This is a genomic window from Enterobacter cloacae complex sp. IR53041 (assembly GCF_049238285.1).
Taxonomy (GTDB): Bacteria; Pseudomonadota; Gammaproteobacteria; order Enterobacterales; family Enterobacteriaceae; genus Enterobacter; species Enterobacter roggenkampii.
The window spans coordinates 45376-63151 of record NZ_JBMKHB010000008.1 but is presented as its reverse complement, the minus strand read 5'-3'; the positions used below and the strand labels follow the sequence as shown (position 1 = coordinate 63151).

Genomic DNA, 17776 nt, shown 5'->3' with positions numbered 1-17776 from the left:
GCGCTATGCTTTACAGCGAGAAATTTGCCCCACCACAAGGAGTGGAAGATGTCTTCTGTTCGAACTGACGATAACAAAACCTTTATTAACGAACTGTCGCGCCTGGTTGGCTCCTCTCACCTGCTTGCCGACCCGGCTAAAACCGCCCGCTACCGCAAGGGCTTCCGCTCCGGTCAGGGCGAGGCGCTGGCGGTGGTTTTCCCCGGCACGCTGCTGGAGCTGTGGCGCGTCCTGAGCGCCTGCGTCGCCGCCGACAAGATTATTTTAATGCAGGCGGCCAACACCGGCCTGACCGAAGGCTCCACGCCGAACGGCAACGATTACGATCGTGACATCGTGATTATCAGCACCCTGCGCCTCGACAAGCTGCACCTGCTGGACAAGGGCGAGCAGGTGCTCGCTTTCCCCGGCACGACGCTCTACTCCCTCGAGAAAGCGCTTAAGCCGCTGGGCCGCGAACCGCACTCGGTGATCGGCTCCTCCTGCATTGGCGCCTCGGTGGTCGGTGGGATCTGCAATAACTCTGGCGGCTCGCTGGTGCAGCGCGGCCCCGCCTATACCGAGATGTCCCTGTTTGCCCGTATTGACGAAAACGGCAAGCTGACGCTGGTGAACCACCTGGGAATCGATCTCGGCGTCACGCCAGAACAGATCCTCAGCAAGCTCGACGACGATCGCGTGAAGGACGAAGACGTTCAGCACGACGGTCGCCATGCGCACGATCATGACTACGTGACCCGCGTGCGGGATATCAACGCCGATACGCCGGCGCGCTACAACGCCGACCCGGATCGCCTGTTTGAATCCTCCGGCTGCGCGGGCAAGCTGGCCGTTTTTGCTGTGCGTCTGGACACCTTCCCGGCCGAGAAAAAGCAGCAGGTATTCTACATCGGCACCAACCAGCCTGAGGTTCTGACGGAGATCCGCCGTCATATTCTGGGCGAATTCACCCACCTGCCGGTGGCGGGCGAATACATGCACCGGGACATTTACGACATCGCCGAGCGCTACGGCAAAGACACCTTCCTGATGATCGACAAGCTCGGCACCGACAAAATGCCGTTCTTCTTCACCATGAAGGGCCGTACCGACGCGATGCTGGAGAAAGTGTCGCTGTTCAAACCCCACTTCACCGACCGCTTTATGCAGAAGCTGGGCAACGTTTTCCCGGCGCATCTGCCGGAGAGGATGAAAACCTGGCGCGACAAGTACGAACATCACCTGCTGCTGAAAATGGCCGGAGACGGAATTGCCGAAGCGCAGAGCTGGCTGACCGAATTCTTTAAAACGGCCGAAGGGGATTTCTTTGCCTGTACGCCTGAAGAGGGCAGCAAAGCGTTCCTGCACCGCTTTGCCGCCGCAGGGGCCGCCATCCGATATCAGGCGGTACATTCCGAAGAGGTGGAAGATATTCTGGCGCTCGATATCGCCCTGCGGCGTAACGACACCGAGTGGTTTGAACACCTGCCGCCGGAAATCGACAGCAAGCTGGTGCACAAGCTCTATTACGGCCACTTTATGTGCTATGTCTTCCATCAGGATTACATCGTCAAGAAAGGGGTCGATGCACACGAACTGAAGGAGCAGATGCTCGCCCTTCTGCGTGAACGCGGCGCACAATATCCTGCGGAACACAACGTCGGACATCTTTATAAAGCCCCTGACGCACTTAAGCAGTTTTATCGCGAGAATGACCCTACAAACAGCATGAATCCCGGCATCGGTAAAACAACGCGGAAGAAATACTGGAAAGAGAGCGCAGACGCGGAGCAGCACATAACGCAAACGTCTGATTAATTCCTACAGCCAAATTTGAGAGATTGTTAAGCGCTCCTTAATCGTAATAGAGTAACGGCTTATCGCCGGAGAAACGTTTCTCCGGCCTTCGATAACGAGGAGCAGGCACATCATGTCGGCTATTGATGTTTTATCCGAGACCGAGCTGGAAGTGCGCGACGCCCGTCCCGATGATGTGCATGCCATTGCCGCGATCTATGCCTGGCATGTGCTTCACGGGCGCGCGTCATTTGAAGAAGTCCCTCCGACTATTGACGAAATGCGTCATCGCATGAAAAGCGTGGCGGAGAACGGTTTACCGTGGCTTATCGCGCTGTACCGCGGCATTGTGGTGGGCTACTGCTATGCCACCCCTTACCGACCGCGACACGCCTACCGCTATACCCTGGAAGAGTCGATTTACGTGGATGCCAGCATCACCGGGCGCGGTTTTGGCACGGCACTGATAGATGCGCTGATCGCACGCTGCGAGCAAGGGCCGTGGCGGCAGATGATTGCCGTGGTAGGAGATGGCAATAACAATGCCGGCTCGTTACGTCTGCATAAAAAACATGGCTTCGTGATTGTCGGTCAGCTGCGCAGCGTAGGCTATAAGAAAGGCGACTGGCGGGATACGGTGATTATGCAGCGTCCGCTCAACGATGGTGACTGGACGCTGCCGGAATAAACGCAAAACGGTAACCTGGGTTACCGTTTTTAGTGTTTGTAGGCCGGGTAAGGCAAAGCCGCCACCCGGCGCTGACTGACGGCTCAGTCGTTCTGCGCCGTCGCCATCTGCTCCGCTTTCTGCTTTTTATACGTCAATGCCGCGGCCGGGACAGGCTGCACTTTTCCTGTTTCAATCCAGGTACGCAGGCGGCTCGCATCCGCGAAGTGCGTGTATTTGCCGAAGGCATCCATCACTACCAGCGCCACCGGCTTACCGTTAAATACGGTGCGCATCACCAGACAGTGTCCGGCCGCGTTGGTAAAGCCGGTTTTCGTTAGCTGAATATTCCAGTTATCCCGGTATACCAGATGGTTAGTATTGCGGAACGGCAGCGTATAGGCCGGGTTCGCAAAGGTCGCCATCTCTTCACGGGTGGTACTGAGCTGACCAATCAGCGGGTACTGTTTGCTGGCAATCAGCAGTTTCGTCAGATCGCGCGCCGTGGAGACGTTGTTGATCGACAGCCCCGTCGGTTCAACATAGTGCGTATTGTTCATCCCCAGCGCTTTGGCTTTCGCGTTCATCGCGCGGATAAACGCGTCGTAGCCGCCCGGATAGTGGTGCGCCAGGCTCGCCGCCGCGCGGTTTTCAGACGACATCAGCGCCAGCAGCAGCATATTTTTACGGCTGATCTCACTGTTCAGCCGCACGCGGGAGTAGATCCCTTTCATCTCCGGCGTGTGGCTAATATCCACTTTCAGTTTTTCGTCCAGCGGCAGATGGGCATCAAGCACCACCATCGCGGTCATTAATTTGGTAATTGAGGCGATCGGTCGCACCAGGTCCGGATGGCTGGCGTAAATCACCTTATTGGTGTTGAGATCGACAATCATCGCGCTGCCGGACGCAATTTGCGGCTGAGCAGCAGCGGTGGTCACCGCGGGCGTTTTGGCGACGGCCGGTACGACTGCGGACGCACCCAGCAACAGCGCCAGGCTAAGTAAAGAGACTCGGAATTTCAGCATGGTGAGACTTCTGATAATTATTCACGCACGTTATGACGTACACCGCCTGGGTTGTTGGATAAACACAGGCTGGCCTCGGCATCATAGCCGTCAGCGGGCGTTGTCGCCAGAGGATAATCGTGAACGGATGCTGCATTGCTGGCATTTACGCCAGCAATGCAGTGAACTCAGAAGAGACGGTATCCATAACCCCAAAGAATCACCGTCAGCGCCAGGAGCGCCTCCAGCACCAGCACCCCGATGGCGAGCGTTGAGCTCGAGAAGCTCAGCCCCTCTTCTTTATTGATATTCAGGAAGGTAGGAACCCCCAGATACAGCAGATAACCGGTGTAAAAGAGGGCAATGGTACCGATCAGCGCGCACAGCCAGACCAGTGGATAAAGCGCAACAATACCGCTTAAGAACAGCGGGGTCGCGACATACCCGGCAAAGACCATACAGTGCGCCAGCGATGGACGCTGCGGATAGTTACGCGCCATCCAGTGAATCACGCGCCCCATGACCGCTACCCCCGCCAGCATCAGGCCATAAAAGATGATGGCAAGATAGAGTCCGGTAAACCAGGAAAGCTGAACCACGGTGCCGTCACCGAAGTTCCAGCCGATTTGTGTCGTTCCGATAAAAGCGCATATTACCGGCACCGCGGCCATCAGCAGCACGTGGTGCGTGTAATGATGCGAGACCGTTTCGTTCTCACTTTTAATGACATGCATTTCACGATCGGGATGGGAGAAAAGTCCCCAGACATGGTTCATAGCGCCCCCTTGTTGTCGGCCCGTCAGCGATACCTTAAGTATAATGCAGGCTTTAGATTATTTTATGTACAGTGGGAAATTTCCGTTGATTTCCCCGCCGTTGATTCAAGGGGTATATGATTAAACGAGGCACGCAGAGGGAGAAAACCGTTACGTAATGGATATTAACGCACTCATTGAGCAATATGGCTATGCCGCGCTGGTCATCGGCAGCGTGGCAGAAGGTGAAACCATCACGCTGTTAGGTGGCGTCGCCGCGCATCAGGGGTTACTGAAGTTCCCGCTGGTTGTTGCCGCGGTCGCGCTGGGCGGGATGATAGGCGATCAGCTGCTCTACTTTCTGGGGCTGCGCTTTGGGCCCACGCTGCTCAAGCGTTTCGCAAAGCATCAGAAGAAAATCCGCCGCGCTCAGCGGCTCATTCAACGTCATCCCTACCTGTTCGTTATTGGCACGCGCTTTATGTATGGCTTTCGCATTATCGGGCCGATACTGATTGGCGCCAGCCATCTGCCGCCCAAAATTTTTCTGCCGCTCAATATTGTGGGCGCGATTGCCTGGGCGCTGATCTTTACGACGCTCGGTTATGTAGGGGGCAAAGTGATTGCGCCCTGGCTGCATAATCTCGACCAGCACCTGAAGCACTGGGCGTGGTTGATTCTGGTGGTCGTGGCGGTGATTGGGGTGCGACTGTGGCTGAAGCATCGGGAAAAGACGCGGGATGAGGAGTGAGTGCGGCCTGATGCCCACACCCTAAGCCTCACCCACAGGGGTGAAGGGGAACATACGGCTGTGGAGGTCATTCCGTTCACTTTATGTTCCTTGCTACTCTGTAACGACATGACCGGTGAACGTGCCAGGGTGGCTCAATCGCCACCACCCTGGCGACCCGGGCTCCCGGCGGTAAATCGCCGCTTCGCGATGCCCTCAGCTTATTCCTTCAGGCTATCGGGTCGGGCATGAGCCTGCATCCCTGCAGGCTACGCCCTCTCGGCGCATCCCTGCGCCTCGCCCCGGCCTTACGGAAACGCTTCGGCGATTTACAGCCGGACCAGGGCGTCGCTGTAAGTGATTAATTTTACTGAAGCAACGTTCATCGCTTCAGGTAAAAAAATGACTGGGATCACTCAGCCCACAGGGAGAGGTCGAAAGGAAACTATCCCTCCGGCTTAAACTGCGGGTTCGCCAGCATAAAGCCCCCGTCGACGATAAACGATTGCCCTGTTGTATAGCTGGCGTCGCTGTCACACAGCCACGCCACCAGGCTGGCAATCTCTTTCGTGTGGCCCGGCCTTGCCAGCGGGATTTCCGGCATGGAGCCTTCCTTCACTTCGCTGTCGTCCATGTCGTTCATCGGCGTGGCAATCGCACCCGGCGCGACGGCGTTCACCAGAATGTTGTGCTTCACCAGCTCCATCGCCATGGATTTGGTTAAGCCGCCGAGCGCGTGTTTTGCCGCCGTGTAGGCGCTCGCTTGCGGCAGAGGCGTGTGTTCATGCACCGAGGTGATGTTCACAATCCGTCCCCCTTCCCCCTGCTTCACCATCTGCCTTGCGGCTATCTGTGAACAGAGAAACGCCCCGTCCACGTCGACGGTGAAAATATTCCGCCAGTCGTCAAACGGCATCTCGAGGAACGGCGCTTTGGTCATCGCCCCTGCATTATTGACCAGCACGTCCAGCCGGCCAAAGCGCGCAATCAGCGTCTCTATGGCCTCAGCGCCTTCCGGCAGGGTGCTTAAATCAAGATGGACAGCCTCCGCGCGCTGCCCCTGCGCTTCGACTTCACGGCAGGTTTCCAGCGCCCCTTTCTCATCCGAGTGCCAGGTGACGCCAATATCAAACCCGCGCTCTGCCAGCATCAGGGCCGTGGTTTTACCGATGCCGGAATCCGATGCGGTCACAATCGCTACTCTGGTCATACTCACCTCCTGAAAAACTGCAAAGAGGTAAGTATAGTTAATGACCTTTTTTAGCCATGATGATAGCCACCCCCCAGCGCGGAGGTCAGCTGCAGCGTGGCGTCCACATACTGCCCCTTCAGCAGCAATCCTTCGAGGTGCTCTTTAAGGGCCGGTATTCTGGCTTCACTGACCCGGGAGCCCGCAACGATCCCCGCGCTGAAACGCGCCTGCGCCAGCGCTACAACCCGTGCCGCATCTTTTTCAACCTGCTGCTGGTGGCTGTTTTTCGCCATCAGCGTTTCGACTTCACTGGCCGTGTGTGCCACCTGATTGACGGCCTCTACCACCGCTTTGTTGTAGTTGGCTACTGAAAGGTTGTTCTGCGCCTGAGCGATATCCAGCCCGGCGTTAAGCCTGCCGCTGTCGAAAATCGGCAGCGTCAGCCCGGCGGTCACGCCCATCTGCTGCGCGGACGAACGGAACAGATCGCTCAGATGGAGGGCATCCTGCTGTAAGAACGCCATCAGGTTCACGTCAGGATAAAACGCCGCTCGGGCGGCCTCCACTTCGCTCATGGAGGCTTCGATATACCAGTGCGCCTCCTGCAGATCCGGACGGCGTGCCAGCAGTTCATAGCCGAGCGTCGACGGTAGCGAGGCTTCCACCGTTGGCAAGTCGTGCCGCGTCAGCTTCACGGAGGAGGCGTTCGTCAACGCAACCAGACGCGCCTCAATGGCTTTCATTTTCCCGTTGACTTCGGCCAGCTGCTCTTCGGTTTTGCTGGCGTTGATATCCGTTTCAACGCCCTCCACGGAGGAGGTGATCCCGTGTTGATACAGCTCGCGATCGGCACCGATAATATTGTCCTGCTCATGTTTGATCTCCGCGAGGACCTCCCCAATGGCGGCCTGCGTTTGCCACTCCCAGTAGAGCCGCGCCACGCTGCTGGCCAGCAGCTGACGGGTCTGCTCCAGCTCCTCTTTTTGCGCATTCACTTTGCCAATCCGGGCTTCGACCTGCGCGCGATTTTTTCCCCACAGATCGAGATCCCAGCCTGCCGTCAGGCCAAAGGTGCCGTTGGTGTACCACGGCCCGGTCGTTCCTGCCGCCGGGTCGGTAATGGCAAAGGGCCCCATCAGCCCCTCGGCGGACATTTTCTGACGTTCCGCATCCGCTGAAAAATCGATCTGCGGACCGTCGGCAGCCATAGCCGCTTTGGCCTGGGCTTCCGCAAGCGTAATGCGCTGACGGGCAATCTGCATATCCGGCGCATCGCTTAATGCTTTCGCAATCAGCGAATTAAGTTCAGGATCGTTATATGCTTTCCACCACTCATTTTTCGGCCAGTCCTGTTGAGCCAGAACCGTCTTTACCGACGCCGCCGTGGTTTGCGTTTTAATGGGAGATACCGTGGCATGTTCAGGCGCGCAGGCAGCCAGAATAAATGCAAAGGGAACACTCAGAGATAAAATAAGAGAACGTTTCATGACGCCATAAACTCAAAAAATAAAGGCGCAAATTACGCTTGATTCTCTTTATTTTTTTAGTAATGCGTGGCAATGCGTAAATTGTCATAGATTTAAATATACGGAAAAATATTCACCAAAATTATTATTTAAATTGAATTATGCAAATAAAAAATAATCAACCCGACAGGGTGAACATCCCCTGTCAGGTTGATCGCTTTATTAAACTTTCAGCGAAGCGCCTTTTGTCGCAATAACCTCTTTATACCAGTAGAAACTTTTCTTACGGCTGCGCGCCAGCGTGCCTTTCCCGCTGTCATCGCGATCGACGTAAATAAAGCCGTAGCGCTTAGAGAGTTCAGCTTTTGATGCGCTCACCAGGTCGATGGGCCCCCAGCTGGTGTAGCCCATCACCTCAACGCCGTCTTCGATCGCTTCCCGCACCTGCACCAGGTGATCGTTGAGATAGCTGATGCGGTAGTCATCCTGCACCGTGCCGTCTGCGTCCGGTTTATCCTTCGCCCCGAGGCCATTTTCCACGATAAACAGCGGCTTCTGATAGCGATCCCAGAGCACGTTTAGCAGAGTACGCAGGCCGATGGGGTCAATCTGCCAGCCCCATTCGGAACTGGCCAGATGCGGGTTTGGCACCATGCTCAGGATATTGCCGCGCGCCTGCTGGTTGAGGGCGTCATCCGCGGTGACGCAGCCCGTCATGTAGTAGCTGAAGGAGATAAAATCGACGGTAGATTTCAGCGCCTCGCGGTCGGCGTCAGTGACCTCTAGCTGAATGCCGTTGTCGCGGAAGAAGCGCTGCATATACCCCGGGTAGGCGCCGCGGCACTGCACGTCGCCAAAGAATTGCCACGCGCGGTTTTCCTGCAGCGTCTCCAGAACATCTTCCGGCTTGCAGGTCAGCGGATACATCAGGCCGCCCAGCAGCATGTTGCCGATTCTGGCATCCGGGATAATCTCATGGCAGGCCTTCACCGCCAGCGCGCTGGCCACCAGCTGGTGGTGGATCGCCTGGTACACCTCCCCTTTGCTGCTGGTTTCCGGCAGACCGACGCCGGTCATCGGCGCGTGCAGAGACATATTGATCTCGTTGAAAGTCAGCCACAGCTTAATCTTCTCTTTGTAGCGCGCAAACACGGTACGGGCATAGCGCTCAAAGAAGCCGATAGTCTGACGGCTGCCCCACCCGCCGTACTGCTTCACCAGCCCCCACGGCATTTCATAGTGCGACAGCGTCACCAGCGGCGTGATGTTGTGCGCGGCCAGCTCGTCAAACAACCGGTCGTAAAACGCCAGCCCCGCCTCGTTCGGCTGCTGCTCGTCACCGTTCGGAAAAATGCGGGTCCAGGCAATGGAGACGCGCAGGCAGCTAAAGCCCATCTCGGCGAACAGCTTGATGTCTTCCGGGTAGCGATGATAGAAGTCGATGGCGACATCCTTGATGCCGCTGTCCCCAGGGACGCGCTCAACTACCGGGCCGAAGACACCCTGCGGCTGAACGTCAGAGGTGGACAGCCCTTTCCCCTCCTCCAGATACGCACCCTCTATCTGATTCGCGGCAACCGCGCCGCCCCATAAAAAATCGTCCGGGAAAGTTTTCATCACATTCTCCTGTTATTGATGACTGACGCTGAGTAACGGCGCACCGGCAATGACGGACGTTGCCGCCAGGGTCGCCACCTCGCGATACTCGTCGCTGTTACTGATAATAATCGGGGTCGCCAGGTCGTATCCGGCATCGATAATCGCCTGTCGGTCAAACTCCAGCAGCAGATCGCCGGGCTGCACCTTGTCACCGACCTTCACATGGGTGGTAAACGGCCTGCCGTCGAGCTTCACGGTGTCGATACCCACGTGGATCAACACTTCAATCCCGCTGTTACTGAGCAGGCCGATGGCGTGTTTGGTCTGGAACAGCGAAGCCACCACACCGGCAAATGGGGCAACCACTTTGTTATCGGAGGGAATAATCGCGGCGCCGCTGCCCAGCAGGCCGCTGGCAAACGTGGTATCCGGCACCTGGTCGAGAGCAAGAACGGTACCGGTCATCGGCGATAGCACATCGTTTTCGCCCGCGGAGACCACATTCTCTGGCGCGGTGTTTCCTGGCATACCGGCGAGCAGCGTCAGGCCGCAGCTCAGCACCAGCGCCACCACCGTGCCGATAATGCCTCCCCACAGCGTGGCGTCCACGCCGCCCGGCGGAATCATCTGGGCGATGGTAAAGATATTGGCGAAGCCGAAGGAGTAAACGTGGGTGTCACTGAAGCCGACAATCGCCCCACCGATAGCGCCAGCCACGCAGCCAAAGATAAACGGACGGCGCAGCGGCAGGTTTACGCCATACACTGCGGGTTCGGTGATACCAAAAATACCTGCCGTCACGGATGAACCGGCCAGCATTTTCTGACGCGCATCGCGGGTACGCAGGAAAATGCCCAGCGCCGCCCCCACCTGGCCAAACACCGCAGGCAAAAGCATGGGCAGCATGGAGTCATGCCCCAGCACCGCCAGGTTGTTGATCATCAGCGGCACCAGCCCCCAGTGCAGGCCAAAAATAACGCAGACCTGCCACAGCGCGCCCATCGCCGCGCCCGCCAGCCACGGTGCCAGAACGTAAATAGTCTGATAGCCGTTCGCCAGCATCTGGCTCAGCCAGGTCGCCAGCGGCCCGATGACGAGGAAAGTCAGCGGCACGGTCACGGCCAGACAGATCAGCGGCGCGAAGAAGTTTTTCATCGAGGAAGGCAGCAGCCTGGTGCTCTGTTTTTCCAGCCAGCAGCTGACCCACGCGGCGAGAATAATCGGGATCACCGACGCGCTGTAGTTGAACCACGTGACGGGGATGCCCAAAAAGGCTTCCGATACCGCCCCCGGCTGCTGGCTGGCGTTAAATGCCGCAATCATCACCGGATGGGTGAGCGCCCCGCCGATCACCATGGTAATAAACGGGTTGCCGCCGAACTTTTTCCCGGCGGTATAGCCCAGCACCAGCGGGAAGAAGAAAAACAGCGCATCGCTGGCGGCAAACCAGATTTTATACGTGCCGCTCTCGGTCGTGAGCCAGCCGCAGACCACGGCCAGCGCCAGCAGCCCCTTCAGAATACCGGACGCGGCCAGAATGCCGATAAATGGGGTAAAGATCCCGGAGACGATGTCAATCAGGCGGCCCAGCAGGTTCCCCTTTTCGCCCTTCTCTTCCACGACAGGGGCGTCGTCGGTCAGGCCTGCTTCATTGCGCACTGCCTGCCAGACGTCGTGAACGTGGTTGCCAATCACCACCTGAAACTGGCCGCCGCTTTCGACCACCATGATCACGCCCGGGTTTTTCTTGAGCCCTTCCGCATCCGCCCGTTGATTCTCTTTCAGTTTGAAGCGAAGCCGGGTCGCGCAGTGCACAAGACTGACGATGTTCTCTTTTCCGCCAACGTGGCCGAGAATATCCTTCGCTAACGCCTGGTATTCCATCTCGATTTCCTTACATCCGATGCCCGCAGGCACCTGTTGACTGAGTACAAAAATAAAAAAACCCGAGAACGACCTTCTGACGAAGGCCGCGCTCAGGTTTTGCCTGCGTGATGCAGTAACAATCCTGTTTTGAGGCTTAACGCCCCTCTTTTCTCACCCGCTCGATATGAATGGCGAGGAACATAATTTCTTCGGTTGTCAGCTCACGCTGATAGCTTTTGTTCAGGTGCTGCGCAATTTTCTCGGCGCATTTCCACGCCTTCGCGTAGTTGTCTTTGACTGCCGTATGCAGGGAGACATCGTCATCTTCCACCACGGTGCGGGTGAGCATCCGCTGGGCAAAAAACTTCAGGTGGGTGACAAAACGCTGGTAGCTGAGCGACTCTTCGTCATACTCAAGCTGCAGCTGATACTTCACCAGCTGCAGGATCTCCTGCATCACCCGCGTCACGTGCATCACCTCCGGCATTTCGCTGTTGAGCTGCGCGGTAACCAGATGCAGCGCGATAAAACCGGCCTCATCCTCCTCCAGTTCGACATTAAGGCGTCTGGCGATAATGGCCCGCGCCTCCTGCCCTAGTTCGAACTCCTTCGGATACAGCCGTTTAATATCCCACAGCAGCACGTTTTTGATGGCCAACCCGTTCTTCTGCCGCTCAATCGCAAAGTAGCAGTGATCGGTGAGGGTGATATACAAGCTCTCCTGCAGCTTGCCCAGCCGCTGCGCCGCCAGCCCGATGATGCGGTCGCAGGTGGTCATCACCTCCAGCGGAATCTGACTCAGCAGCTCGCCGAGCCGACGCACCAGTTCATCGCTTTGTAACGCAAACACCTTTTCAACCCGCGCGGTATCCAGCGCTTCACCGACGCGCTTCTGAAAGGCCAGCCCACGGCCCATCACCACCTGTTCGCGCCCGCGCTCATCCTGAACAACCACCACGTTATTATTGAGTATCTTGGCGATTTTCATCTGAACCCCAGAAACAAAAAAACCTGACCTCCGGCAGATGCCAGAAAATCAGGTTTTGCCTGCCTAAGCAGTAACAATCCAGTTCTGGCACTCTAACAGTTTCATTCGTAGCCTCAATGCGTCACGCGTCAGAAACGTGACGCGGATCGAACTTGCTACCGTGATATCAGAAGGTCACCACCGTTTTCAGCTCGGTGACCCAGGCATCCTGGGTGCGACTGACCCCGCCGGGATGGTGCCAGTACTGAATGCCCGGCTGCAGTTCAAGCCATGACACCGGACGAAAGCGGTAGTAAAACTCGCCGTTCAGGGAATGGCCCGGCACCGGGTGCCAGGCCGGATTGTTGTAGTCGCTCACGCCGCTCAGGCTGTTCAGGTAACGCTGGTTGCGGGCGTACTGGCTGCTCATATCAATCCAGGTTAAGCCAAAGCCAATCCAGTCTTCCGGTCGCGCATCAAACAGCCCGCGGTAGCGCAGCGAGGCGGCATAAACCTGATGCATGTAGTTAGTGCTCTGATCCGCAAGGCTCATGCTGAACGAGGTGCTCACCCCGCGATTCGGGTCATCCTGATGCTGCGTAAGCTGCTGGTTCAGCCCGGCGTACATGAACCAGGTCCGGCTGTGGGTATCGAATCCGTCCGGGTCCGTCGCGCCCGCCCCGCCGGATTTGCCGCGATAGAGATCGGTTTGCGGCGCGTTGGTAAACACCACGCCCAGGTTGTACGCGCCCGGCAGGCCGTTAATCAGCGGACGCGCTTCGATTTCAACCGGCAGTAAGACCCCTTTGCTGCCCTTCGTCGACCAGCTCCAGGCATGGCTGCGGCTGGCGGCCTGCGGATTCTGCTCCATCACGCCGCCTTTTAAGGTCAGCGTCGGCGTGAGTTTATAGGCAAGCGTGGTGCCCCAGGTGTGCACGTTCCAGTTGTTCCAGGTCAGCGAGTTGGCTGACTTTCCGCCGCACTGGGACAGCAGCTGAAAATCACAGGGGATAATTTGATCGAAGGTTTGCACCTTGTTCATCATCCCGATGCGCCAGGTCAGACGCCGGTCGTCAAAGCTGCGGGCAAAGGTCAGCCAGCCCAGACGGGTAATCGACTGCCCGCCCCAGCTCTCCTGGGTCAGATCGTTGAAGTTGACGCGCGGGTCCTGCACGCGTTTGGTGGTGAGATCGTCATTGTGGTTGCGGTTGACGATGTTCCCCTCGATACGCGCGTCCGGGATACCGGTCCAGCGCTCCAGGTCCTGGTTGAAGGTCAGCGCGAACTGGTCAATATAGGCCACGTGGGAGTCGTGGTTATATCCGCCACCGCCGTTCCAGCCAATTTCATTCAGGTATCCGAGGTTATAGGTAAAACCGTTATCGTTAAGGATTTTACGTATGCCGAGCATTTCGCCCAGCACAGGCTCCGGCGGAGCTTCAAACCCTAATACCGTACCGTTCCAGTCTTGCGCCATCGACAGCGGGGATATCGCCAATAAGGCGAACGCATAGAGTTTATTTTTATATGCCATGATAACAACCTGTGATTGAGTATTGAGTGCGTAACCGGCCGCAGGAAATTTTTCTATTTCCTGTCGCTATTTCTTTTTTTAAAAATCATTAAAAAGCGCTAAGCCAAATATCTCTCCTGCGTAAATGACAGGCAAAAAAAAACCTAAGCGCCCCACAGCGAAAATGCTGTGGAACGCTTAGGTTTTGCCTGTTAACCAGTCACAATCCTGCGTTGAAAACAGTGGCACCTTAACACCGTCGCGCCACGTTGAAAACCTGAACTGTTTTCTGTTTTAAAAAAGTGTGAGCAATTTAACGCTTATTATTTGGACTGAATCACCCGCGCAATATCAGCCGACGTCTGTAAAGTACGAATCTCCTGAAATAATTCCAGCGCTTCCTCGTACTCTTTGCGTAAATAACTCAGCCACTGCTTAATACGCGCGACGTGATACAAACCGGTGTCGCCCTGCTTTTCCAGACGGCTGTATTTTTGCAGCAGCGTGACGACATCTGCCCAGGGCATACGCGGTTCGTTATATTTCACCACCCGGCTGAGGTTGGGCACATTCAGCGCGCCGCGGCCGATCATTACCGCATCGCAGCCGGTGGCCTGCAGACAGGCCTGCGCGCTCTCGTAGTCCCAGATTTCGCCGTTGGCGATCACCGGAATGGAGAGGCGTTTGCGGATCTCACCGATCGCCTGCCAGTTTATGCGATCGGCTTTGTAGCCATCTTCTTTAGTGCGGCCATGCACCACCAGCTCGGTGGCCCCGGCCTGCTGCACCGCATCGGCGATCTCGAACTGTCGGGCATCGCTGTCCCACCCCAGGCGCACCTTTACCGTCACCGGCAAATGCGCGGGCACGGCCTCGCGCATGGCTTTCGCGCCGCGGTAAATCAGCTCAGGATCTTTCAGCAACGTCGCCCCGCCGCCGCTGCCGTTCACCAGCTTCGACGGACAGCCGCAGTTGAGATCTACCCCGTAAGAGCCCAGCTCAACCGCGCGGGCGGCGTTTTCCGCCAGCCATTCAGGGTACTGGCCGAGGAGCTGAATCCGCACCAGCGTGCCGGAAGAGGTCCGGCTCTGGTTGTGCAGCTCGGGGCAAAGCCGGAAGAAGGATTTTACCGGCAACAGCATATCGACCACGCGCAAAAACTCCGTCACGCAGAGATCGTAGTCGTTCACCTCGGTCAGAAGCTCGCGCACGAGGGAGTCGAGCACGCCTTCCATTGGGGCCAGTAAAACACGCATAGCAGTACCTGTGAAAAAAGACGCGCTATAGTAGCCGCTCTCTATATCGCTGGGAAGCGCTTCTGTTCAGGCAGAAAGTCACCCGGCGTTGCCCCAACAATGGCGCGAAACGCCGCCGCAAATGCCGCCGGGCCGGAAAACCCCAGCATCCAGGCCACCTGCTTAACCGGGTATCCGTTGGCGAGGAGATCCAGCGAGGCACAAATCCTTGCGCGCTGTCGCCAGGCCCGGAAGCTAAAGCCGGTATCGTTGATAAACGCACGTGAAAATGTGCGTTCTGACATCGCGGCCCGTTCCGCCAGCCTTTCCAGAGAGAGATCCCAGAGATTGTTGGCAATGAGGTCACAGGCCACGCGATGTAAGCGCTCATCCACGGGCATCGGCAGTTCGACTGAAATCTGCTGCGTCTCGCTGAGGATGTCGAGCAGCAAAACGGCCATGCTGCGCTGGCTTGCCGGCCGGTATTCCGCGCTGAACAGCCCGGCAATCAGCTCTTTGAACAACGCTGTGGCCATAATCACGTGAACCTCGTCTTTCCGCTTAAAAGGTTCGCATTGCGAAATCAGTGCCGGGCTAAACCAGACCGCGCGAAGCTCCGTTGCGGATAACACGCTGTAGGTATGCTCCTGAAAGGGAGGGATCCACAGCGCGCGCTGCGGCGGTATGACCCAGCGTTTGCTGCCGGTTTCGACCAGCATGACTCCTTTGATGGCAAACAAAAGTTGTCCCTGCGAATGCTGGTGAGGCGGATCGATTTCGCCGCGCGTATAGCGAATTGCCCCTCTTGACCATCCGATAGCATCGTCGTGAATTGGCGTTTTATCGATAACGGTTGGCATTTCACATTCCTCCCTTCCTCTTATGATGCTGCTTGTACACGTAACCAGAGAGAGACGCAATGCACATCCATTTTATTATTCATGAACATTTCGAGGCGCCAGGCGCCTATGAAATCTGGGGGAAAAGTCGCGGCTGCAGTCTGAGCTACACCAGAGTGTATCAGGGCGATCCGTTACCTGAGGCGCTGGGGCACACAGACCTGCTTATCATCATGGGAGGCCCGCAGTCCCCCGCCACCACGCGTGAGGAATGCCCCTGGTTTGATGCGCAGGCGGAAAAGGCACTCATCAGCCGCGCGATAGAGGAAGGTAAAACGGTGATAGGCGTTTGTCTGGGCTCACAGCTTATCGGCGAAGCGCTGGGCGCCGCGTTTTGCCACAGCCCGGAAAAAGAGATCGGCAAATTTCCCGTCAGGCTCACAGATGCAGGCAAGGCGAACCCGCTGTTTGAGGACTTTGGCAGCGTGCTGAACGTCGGTCACTGGCATAACGACATGCCTGGGTTGACGCCGCAGGCTAAGGTTCTGGCATACAGCGAGGGCTGTCCCCGCCAGATCGTGCAATACAGCGAACGGGTTTACGGTTTCCAGTGCCATATGGAGCTGACGCCGGAGGTGGTAGAGTTGCTGATTGAGCATTCGCAGAATGACCTCCTCCGTGCGGGTGAATTCCGTTTTGTCGAAACGGCGGAAAAACTCCGCTCGCATGATTATCGCGAAATGAACCAGGTGCTGTTTTCTTTTCTCGATAAACTGACCGCCTGACGCTGATGCCTTCTCTGGCGCGTTACTTCGCCAGCGCAATCCCTTTCCTCTAAACTGTAGCCTGTACCAGTAAGGTGATACCGGACGTTCCATTCCGGAATGTCTGGTATGCTCAAAATTCATGATGTGATCCGTGGCACATTTTTAGGTTTAATTGTATGATGAATGCGTTTCAGCAAGGACTATCACCATGAGCAAATCATTGAACATTATCTGGCAATATCTGCGCGCATTCGTCCTGATTTACGCCTGCCTGTATGCCGGGATTTTCATCGCGTCGCTGCTGCCCATCACCATTCCCGGCAGCATTATCGGCATGCTGATCCTCTTCGTGCTGCTGGCGCTGCAAATCCTGCCTGCAAAGTGGGTCAATCCCGGCTGCTTCGTCCTCATTCGCTATATGGCGCTGCTTTTCGTGCCTATCGGCGTCGGGGTCATGCAGTATTTTGATTTGCTCAAAGCCCAGTTCGGCCCGATTGTTGTTTCCTGCGCGGTGAGTACGCTGGTGGTTTTCCTGGTGGTGAGCTGGAGTTCACATCTGGTGCATGGCGAACGTAACGTGATTGGGGAGAAAACAAAAAAATGATGGACAATATCTGGTGGTCCCTGCCGCTCACCCTTGCAGTCTTTTTCGCCGCACGTAAGCTTGCCGCGCGTTTCAAAATGCCCTTGCTGAACCCCCTGCTGGTGGCGATGGTGGTGATTATTCCGTTCCTGCTGCTCACCGGCATTCCTTACGAACGCTACTTTGCCGGCAGCAAAATCTTAAACGACCTGCTGCAGCCTGCCGTCGTGGCGCTGGCGTTTCCTTTATACGAGCAGCTGCACCAGATCCGCGCCCGCTGGAAATCCATCATTACCATCTGTTTTGTGGGTAGCCTGGTGGCGATGATCACCGGCACGTCGGTGGCGCTGCTGATGGGCGCTTCCCCACAGATTGCGGCGTCAATCCTGCCTAAATCGGTGACCACGCCTATCGCGATGGCGGTTGGGGGCAGCCTCGGCGGCATTCCGGCCATCAGCGCGATGTGCGTCATTTTCGTCGGTATTCTCGGCGCGGTGTTTGGCCACACCCTGCTGAACGCGATGCGTATTCATACTAAGGCGGCACGGGGGCTCTCGATGGGCACCGCCTCGCACGCGCTGGGCACTGCCCGCTGCGCGGAGCTGGATTATCAGGAAGGGGCGTTTAGCTCCCTGGCGCTGGTGATCTGCGGGATTATTACCTCCCTGCTGGCCCCGTTCATTTTCCCGCTGATTCTGGTAGTGATGGGCTAAAATTTGCGATGCGTCGCGCAAATTTCATTTTGATTTCATAAGTTGCATACATAATGAGAAGTGGATCACATATAAAGCCCTGACGGCTCCGTAAACTACCG

At 56.8% G+C, this 17776-nt stretch carries 15 protein-coding genes and 1 pseudogene; 6 read left to right on the top strand and 10 right to left on the bottom strand.

The annotated features are described in order from the left end of the window. Nucleotides 1–48 precede the first annotated feature (48 nt). Both dld and ACOTXF_RS08020 read left to right on the top strand, forming a co-directional pair. Nucleotides 49–1797 carry a D-lactate dehydrogenase gene (gene dld / locus ACOTXF_RS08025; protein ID WP_048962890.1) on the top strand — a complete coding sequence of 583 codons (1749 nt, stop codon included), beginning with the start codon at nt 49–51 and terminating at the stop codon, nt 1795–1797. Between the two features lie 112 nt (nt 1798–1909). Then, nucleotides 1910–2464 carry a GNAT family N-acetyltransferase gene (locus ACOTXF_RS08020; protein WP_234115148.1) on the top strand — a complete coding sequence of 185 codons (555 nt, stop codon included), beginning with the start codon at nt 1910–1912 and terminating at the stop codon, nt 2462–2464. Between the two features lie 83 nt (nt 2465–2547). Here the strand turns inward: ACOTXF_RS08020 and pbpG are convergent, their stop codons facing one another. Both pbpG and ACOTXF_RS08010 read right to left on the bottom strand, forming a co-directional pair. Next, nucleotides 2548–3471 (bottom strand): D-alanyl-D-alanine endopeptidase, encoded by a 924-nt coding sequence (pbpG, locus tag ACOTXF_RS08015; protein WP_023293820.1) that lies wholly within the window; start codon nt 3469–3471, stop codon nt 2548–2550. A 167-nt stretch (nt 3472–3638) separates the two neighbouring features. Continuing rightward, nucleotides 3639–4226, bottom strand: coding sequence for a Yip1 family protein (locus ACOTXF_RS08010; protein WP_008500904.1), 588 nt, complete (start codon nt 4224–4226; stop codon nt 3639–3641). Between the two features lie 157 nt (nt 4227–4383). On the opposite strand from ACOTXF_RS08010, the gene ACOTXF_RS08005 reads away from it, so the two are divergent. After that, a complete protein-coding gene (locus ACOTXF_RS08005) occupies nt 4384–4956 on the top strand; it encodes a DedA family protein (RefSeq protein WP_232926859.1) in 573 nt (190 codons plus the stop codon). 424 nt (nt 4957–5380) lie between these two features. Here the strand turns inward: ACOTXF_RS08005 and ACOTXF_RS08000 are convergent, their stop codons facing one another. The 8 genes and pseudogenes from ACOTXF_RS08000 to ACOTXF_RS07965 form a co-directional block, all read right to left on the bottom strand. After that, complete coding sequence (locus ACOTXF_RS08000; RefSeq protein WP_008500906.1) at nt 5381–6145, bottom strand: SDR family oxidoreductase; 765 nt, start codon at nt 6143–6145, stop codon at nt 5381–5383. Between the two features lie 50 nt (nt 6146–6195). Continuing rightward, nucleotides 6196–7614 carry a multidrug resistance outer membrane protein MdtQ gene (gene mdtQ, locus ACOTXF_RS07995; RefSeq protein WP_234115149.1) on the bottom strand — a complete coding sequence of 473 codons (1419 nt, stop codon included), beginning with the start codon at nt 7612–7614 and terminating at the stop codon, nt 6196–6198. Nucleotides 7615–7815: 201 nt separating this feature from the next. Beyond that, nucleotides 7816–9210 carry a glycoside hydrolase family 1 protein gene (locus tag ACOTXF_RS07990; protein ID WP_232926862.1) on the bottom strand — a complete coding sequence of 465 codons (1395 nt, stop codon included), beginning with the start codon at nt 9208–9210 and terminating at the stop codon, nt 7816–7818. 12 nt (nt 9211–9222) lie between these two features. Beyond that, nucleotides 9223–11188: pseudogene (gene bglF, locus ACOTXF_RS07985) on the bottom strand (PTS beta-glucoside transporter subunit IIABC). 24 nt (nt 11189–11212) lie between these two features. Beyond that, entirely contained in the window at nt 11213–12046 is an 834-nt protein-coding gene (licT, locus tag ACOTXF_RS07980; RefSeq protein ID WP_023293816.1) for a BglG family transcription antiterminator LicT, read from the bottom strand. 166 nt (nt 12047–12212) lie between these two features. Further along, nucleotides 12213–13502, bottom strand: coding sequence for a carbohydrate porin (locus ACOTXF_RS07975; protein WP_370974561.1), 1290 nt, complete (start codon nt 13500–13502; stop codon nt 12213–12215). A gap of 359 nt (nt 13503–13861) precedes the next feature. After that, a complete protein-coding gene (dusC, locus tag ACOTXF_RS07970; RefSeq protein ID WP_008500912.1) occupies nt 13862–14794 on the bottom strand; it encodes a tRNA dihydrouridine(16) synthase DusC in 933 nt (310 codons plus the stop codon). A gap of 41 nt (nt 14795–14835) precedes the next feature. Further along, a complete protein-coding gene (locus ACOTXF_RS07965; protein WP_045418504.1) occupies nt 14836–15633 on the bottom strand; it encodes an AraC family transcriptional regulator in 798 nt (265 codons plus the stop codon). Nucleotides 15634–15692: 59 nt separating this feature from the next. Between ACOTXF_RS07965 and ACOTXF_RS07960 the strand changes: the two genes are divergently transcribed. The 3 genes from ACOTXF_RS07960 (at nt 15693) to ACOTXF_RS07950 (ending at nt 17675) form a co-directional block, all read left to right on the top strand. Then, nucleotides 15693–16397, top strand: a complete 705-nt coding sequence (locus ACOTXF_RS07960; protein WP_045418501.1) for a type 1 glutamine amidotransferase — start codon at nt 15693–15695, stop codon at nt 16395–16397. Nucleotides 16398–16587: 190 nt separating this feature from the next. Beyond that, nucleotides 16588–16983 (top strand): CidA/LrgA family protein, encoded by a 396-nt coding sequence (locus ACOTXF_RS07955; RefSeq protein ID WP_014884558.1) that lies wholly within the window; start codon nt 16588–16590, stop codon nt 16981–16983. Continuing rightward, a complete protein-coding gene (locus ACOTXF_RS07950) occupies nt 16980–17675 on the top strand; it encodes a CidB/LrgB family autolysis modulator (RefSeq protein ID WP_032675200.1) in 696 nt (231 codons plus the stop codon). Before ACOTXF_RS07955 ends, ACOTXF_RS07950 begins: the two co-directional genes overlap by 4 nt. The last annotated feature ends 101 nt before the right edge of the window (nt 17676–17776 follow it).

What these genes read in the sequence shown, in the direction of transcription:
- dld (WP_048962890.1), top strand. Translation starts at nt 49, where the DNA reads ATGTCTTCTGTTCGAACTGACGATAACAAAACCTTTATTAACGAACTG.
- ACOTXF_RS08020 (WP_234115148.1), top strand. Translation starts at nt 1,910, where the DNA reads ATGTCGGCTATTGATGTTTTATCCGAGACCGAGCTGGAAGTGCGCGAC.
- pbpG (WP_023293820.1), bottom strand. Translation starts at nt 3,471, where the DNA reads ATGCTGAAATTCCGAGTCTCTTTACTTAGCCTGGCGCTGTTGCTGGGT.
- ACOTXF_RS08010 (WP_008500904.1), bottom strand. Translation starts at nt 4,226, where the DNA reads ATGAACCATGTCTGGGGACTTTTCTCCCATCCCGATCGTGAAATGCAT.
- ACOTXF_RS08005 (WP_232926859.1), top strand. Translation starts at nt 4,384, where the DNA reads ATGGATATTAACGCACTCATTGAGCAATATGGCTATGCCGCGCTGGTC.
- ACOTXF_RS08000 (WP_008500906.1), bottom strand. Translation starts at nt 6,145, where the DNA reads ATGACCAGAGTAGCGATTGTGACCGCATCGGATTCCGGCATCGGTAAA.
- mdtQ (WP_234115149.1), bottom strand. Translation starts at nt 7,614, where the DNA reads ATGAAACGTTCTCTTATTTTATCTCTGAGTGTTCCCTTTGCATTTATT.
- ACOTXF_RS07990 (WP_232926862.1), bottom strand. Translation starts at nt 9,210, where the DNA reads ATGAAAACTTTCCCGGACGATTTTTTATGGGGCGGCGCGGTTGCCGCG.
- licT (WP_023293816.1), bottom strand. Translation starts at nt 12,046, where the DNA reads ATGAAAATCGCCAAGATACTCAATAATAACGTGGTGGTTGTTCAGGAT.
- ACOTXF_RS07975 (WP_370974561.1), bottom strand. Translation starts at nt 13,502, where the DNA reads ATGGCGCAAGACTGGAACGGTACGGTATTAGGGTTTGAAGCTCCGCCG.
- dusC (WP_008500912.1), bottom strand. Translation starts at nt 14,794, where the DNA reads ATGCGTGTTTTACTGGCCCCAATGGAAGGCGTGCTCGACTCCCTCGTG.
- ACOTXF_RS07965 (WP_045418504.1), bottom strand. Translation starts at nt 15,633, where the DNA reads ATGCCAACCGTTATCGATAAAACGCCAATTCACGACGATGCTATCGGA.
- ACOTXF_RS07960 (WP_045418501.1), top strand. Translation starts at nt 15,693, where the DNA reads ATGCACATCCATTTTATTATTCATGAACATTTCGAGGCGCCAGGCGCC.
- ACOTXF_RS07955 (WP_014884558.1), top strand. Translation starts at nt 16,588, where the DNA reads ATGAGCAAATCATTGAACATTATCTGGCAATATCTGCGCGCATTCGTC.
- ACOTXF_RS07950 (WP_032675200.1), top strand. Translation starts at nt 16,980, where the DNA reads ATGATGGACAATATCTGGTGGTCCCTGCCGCTCACCCTTGCAGTCTTT.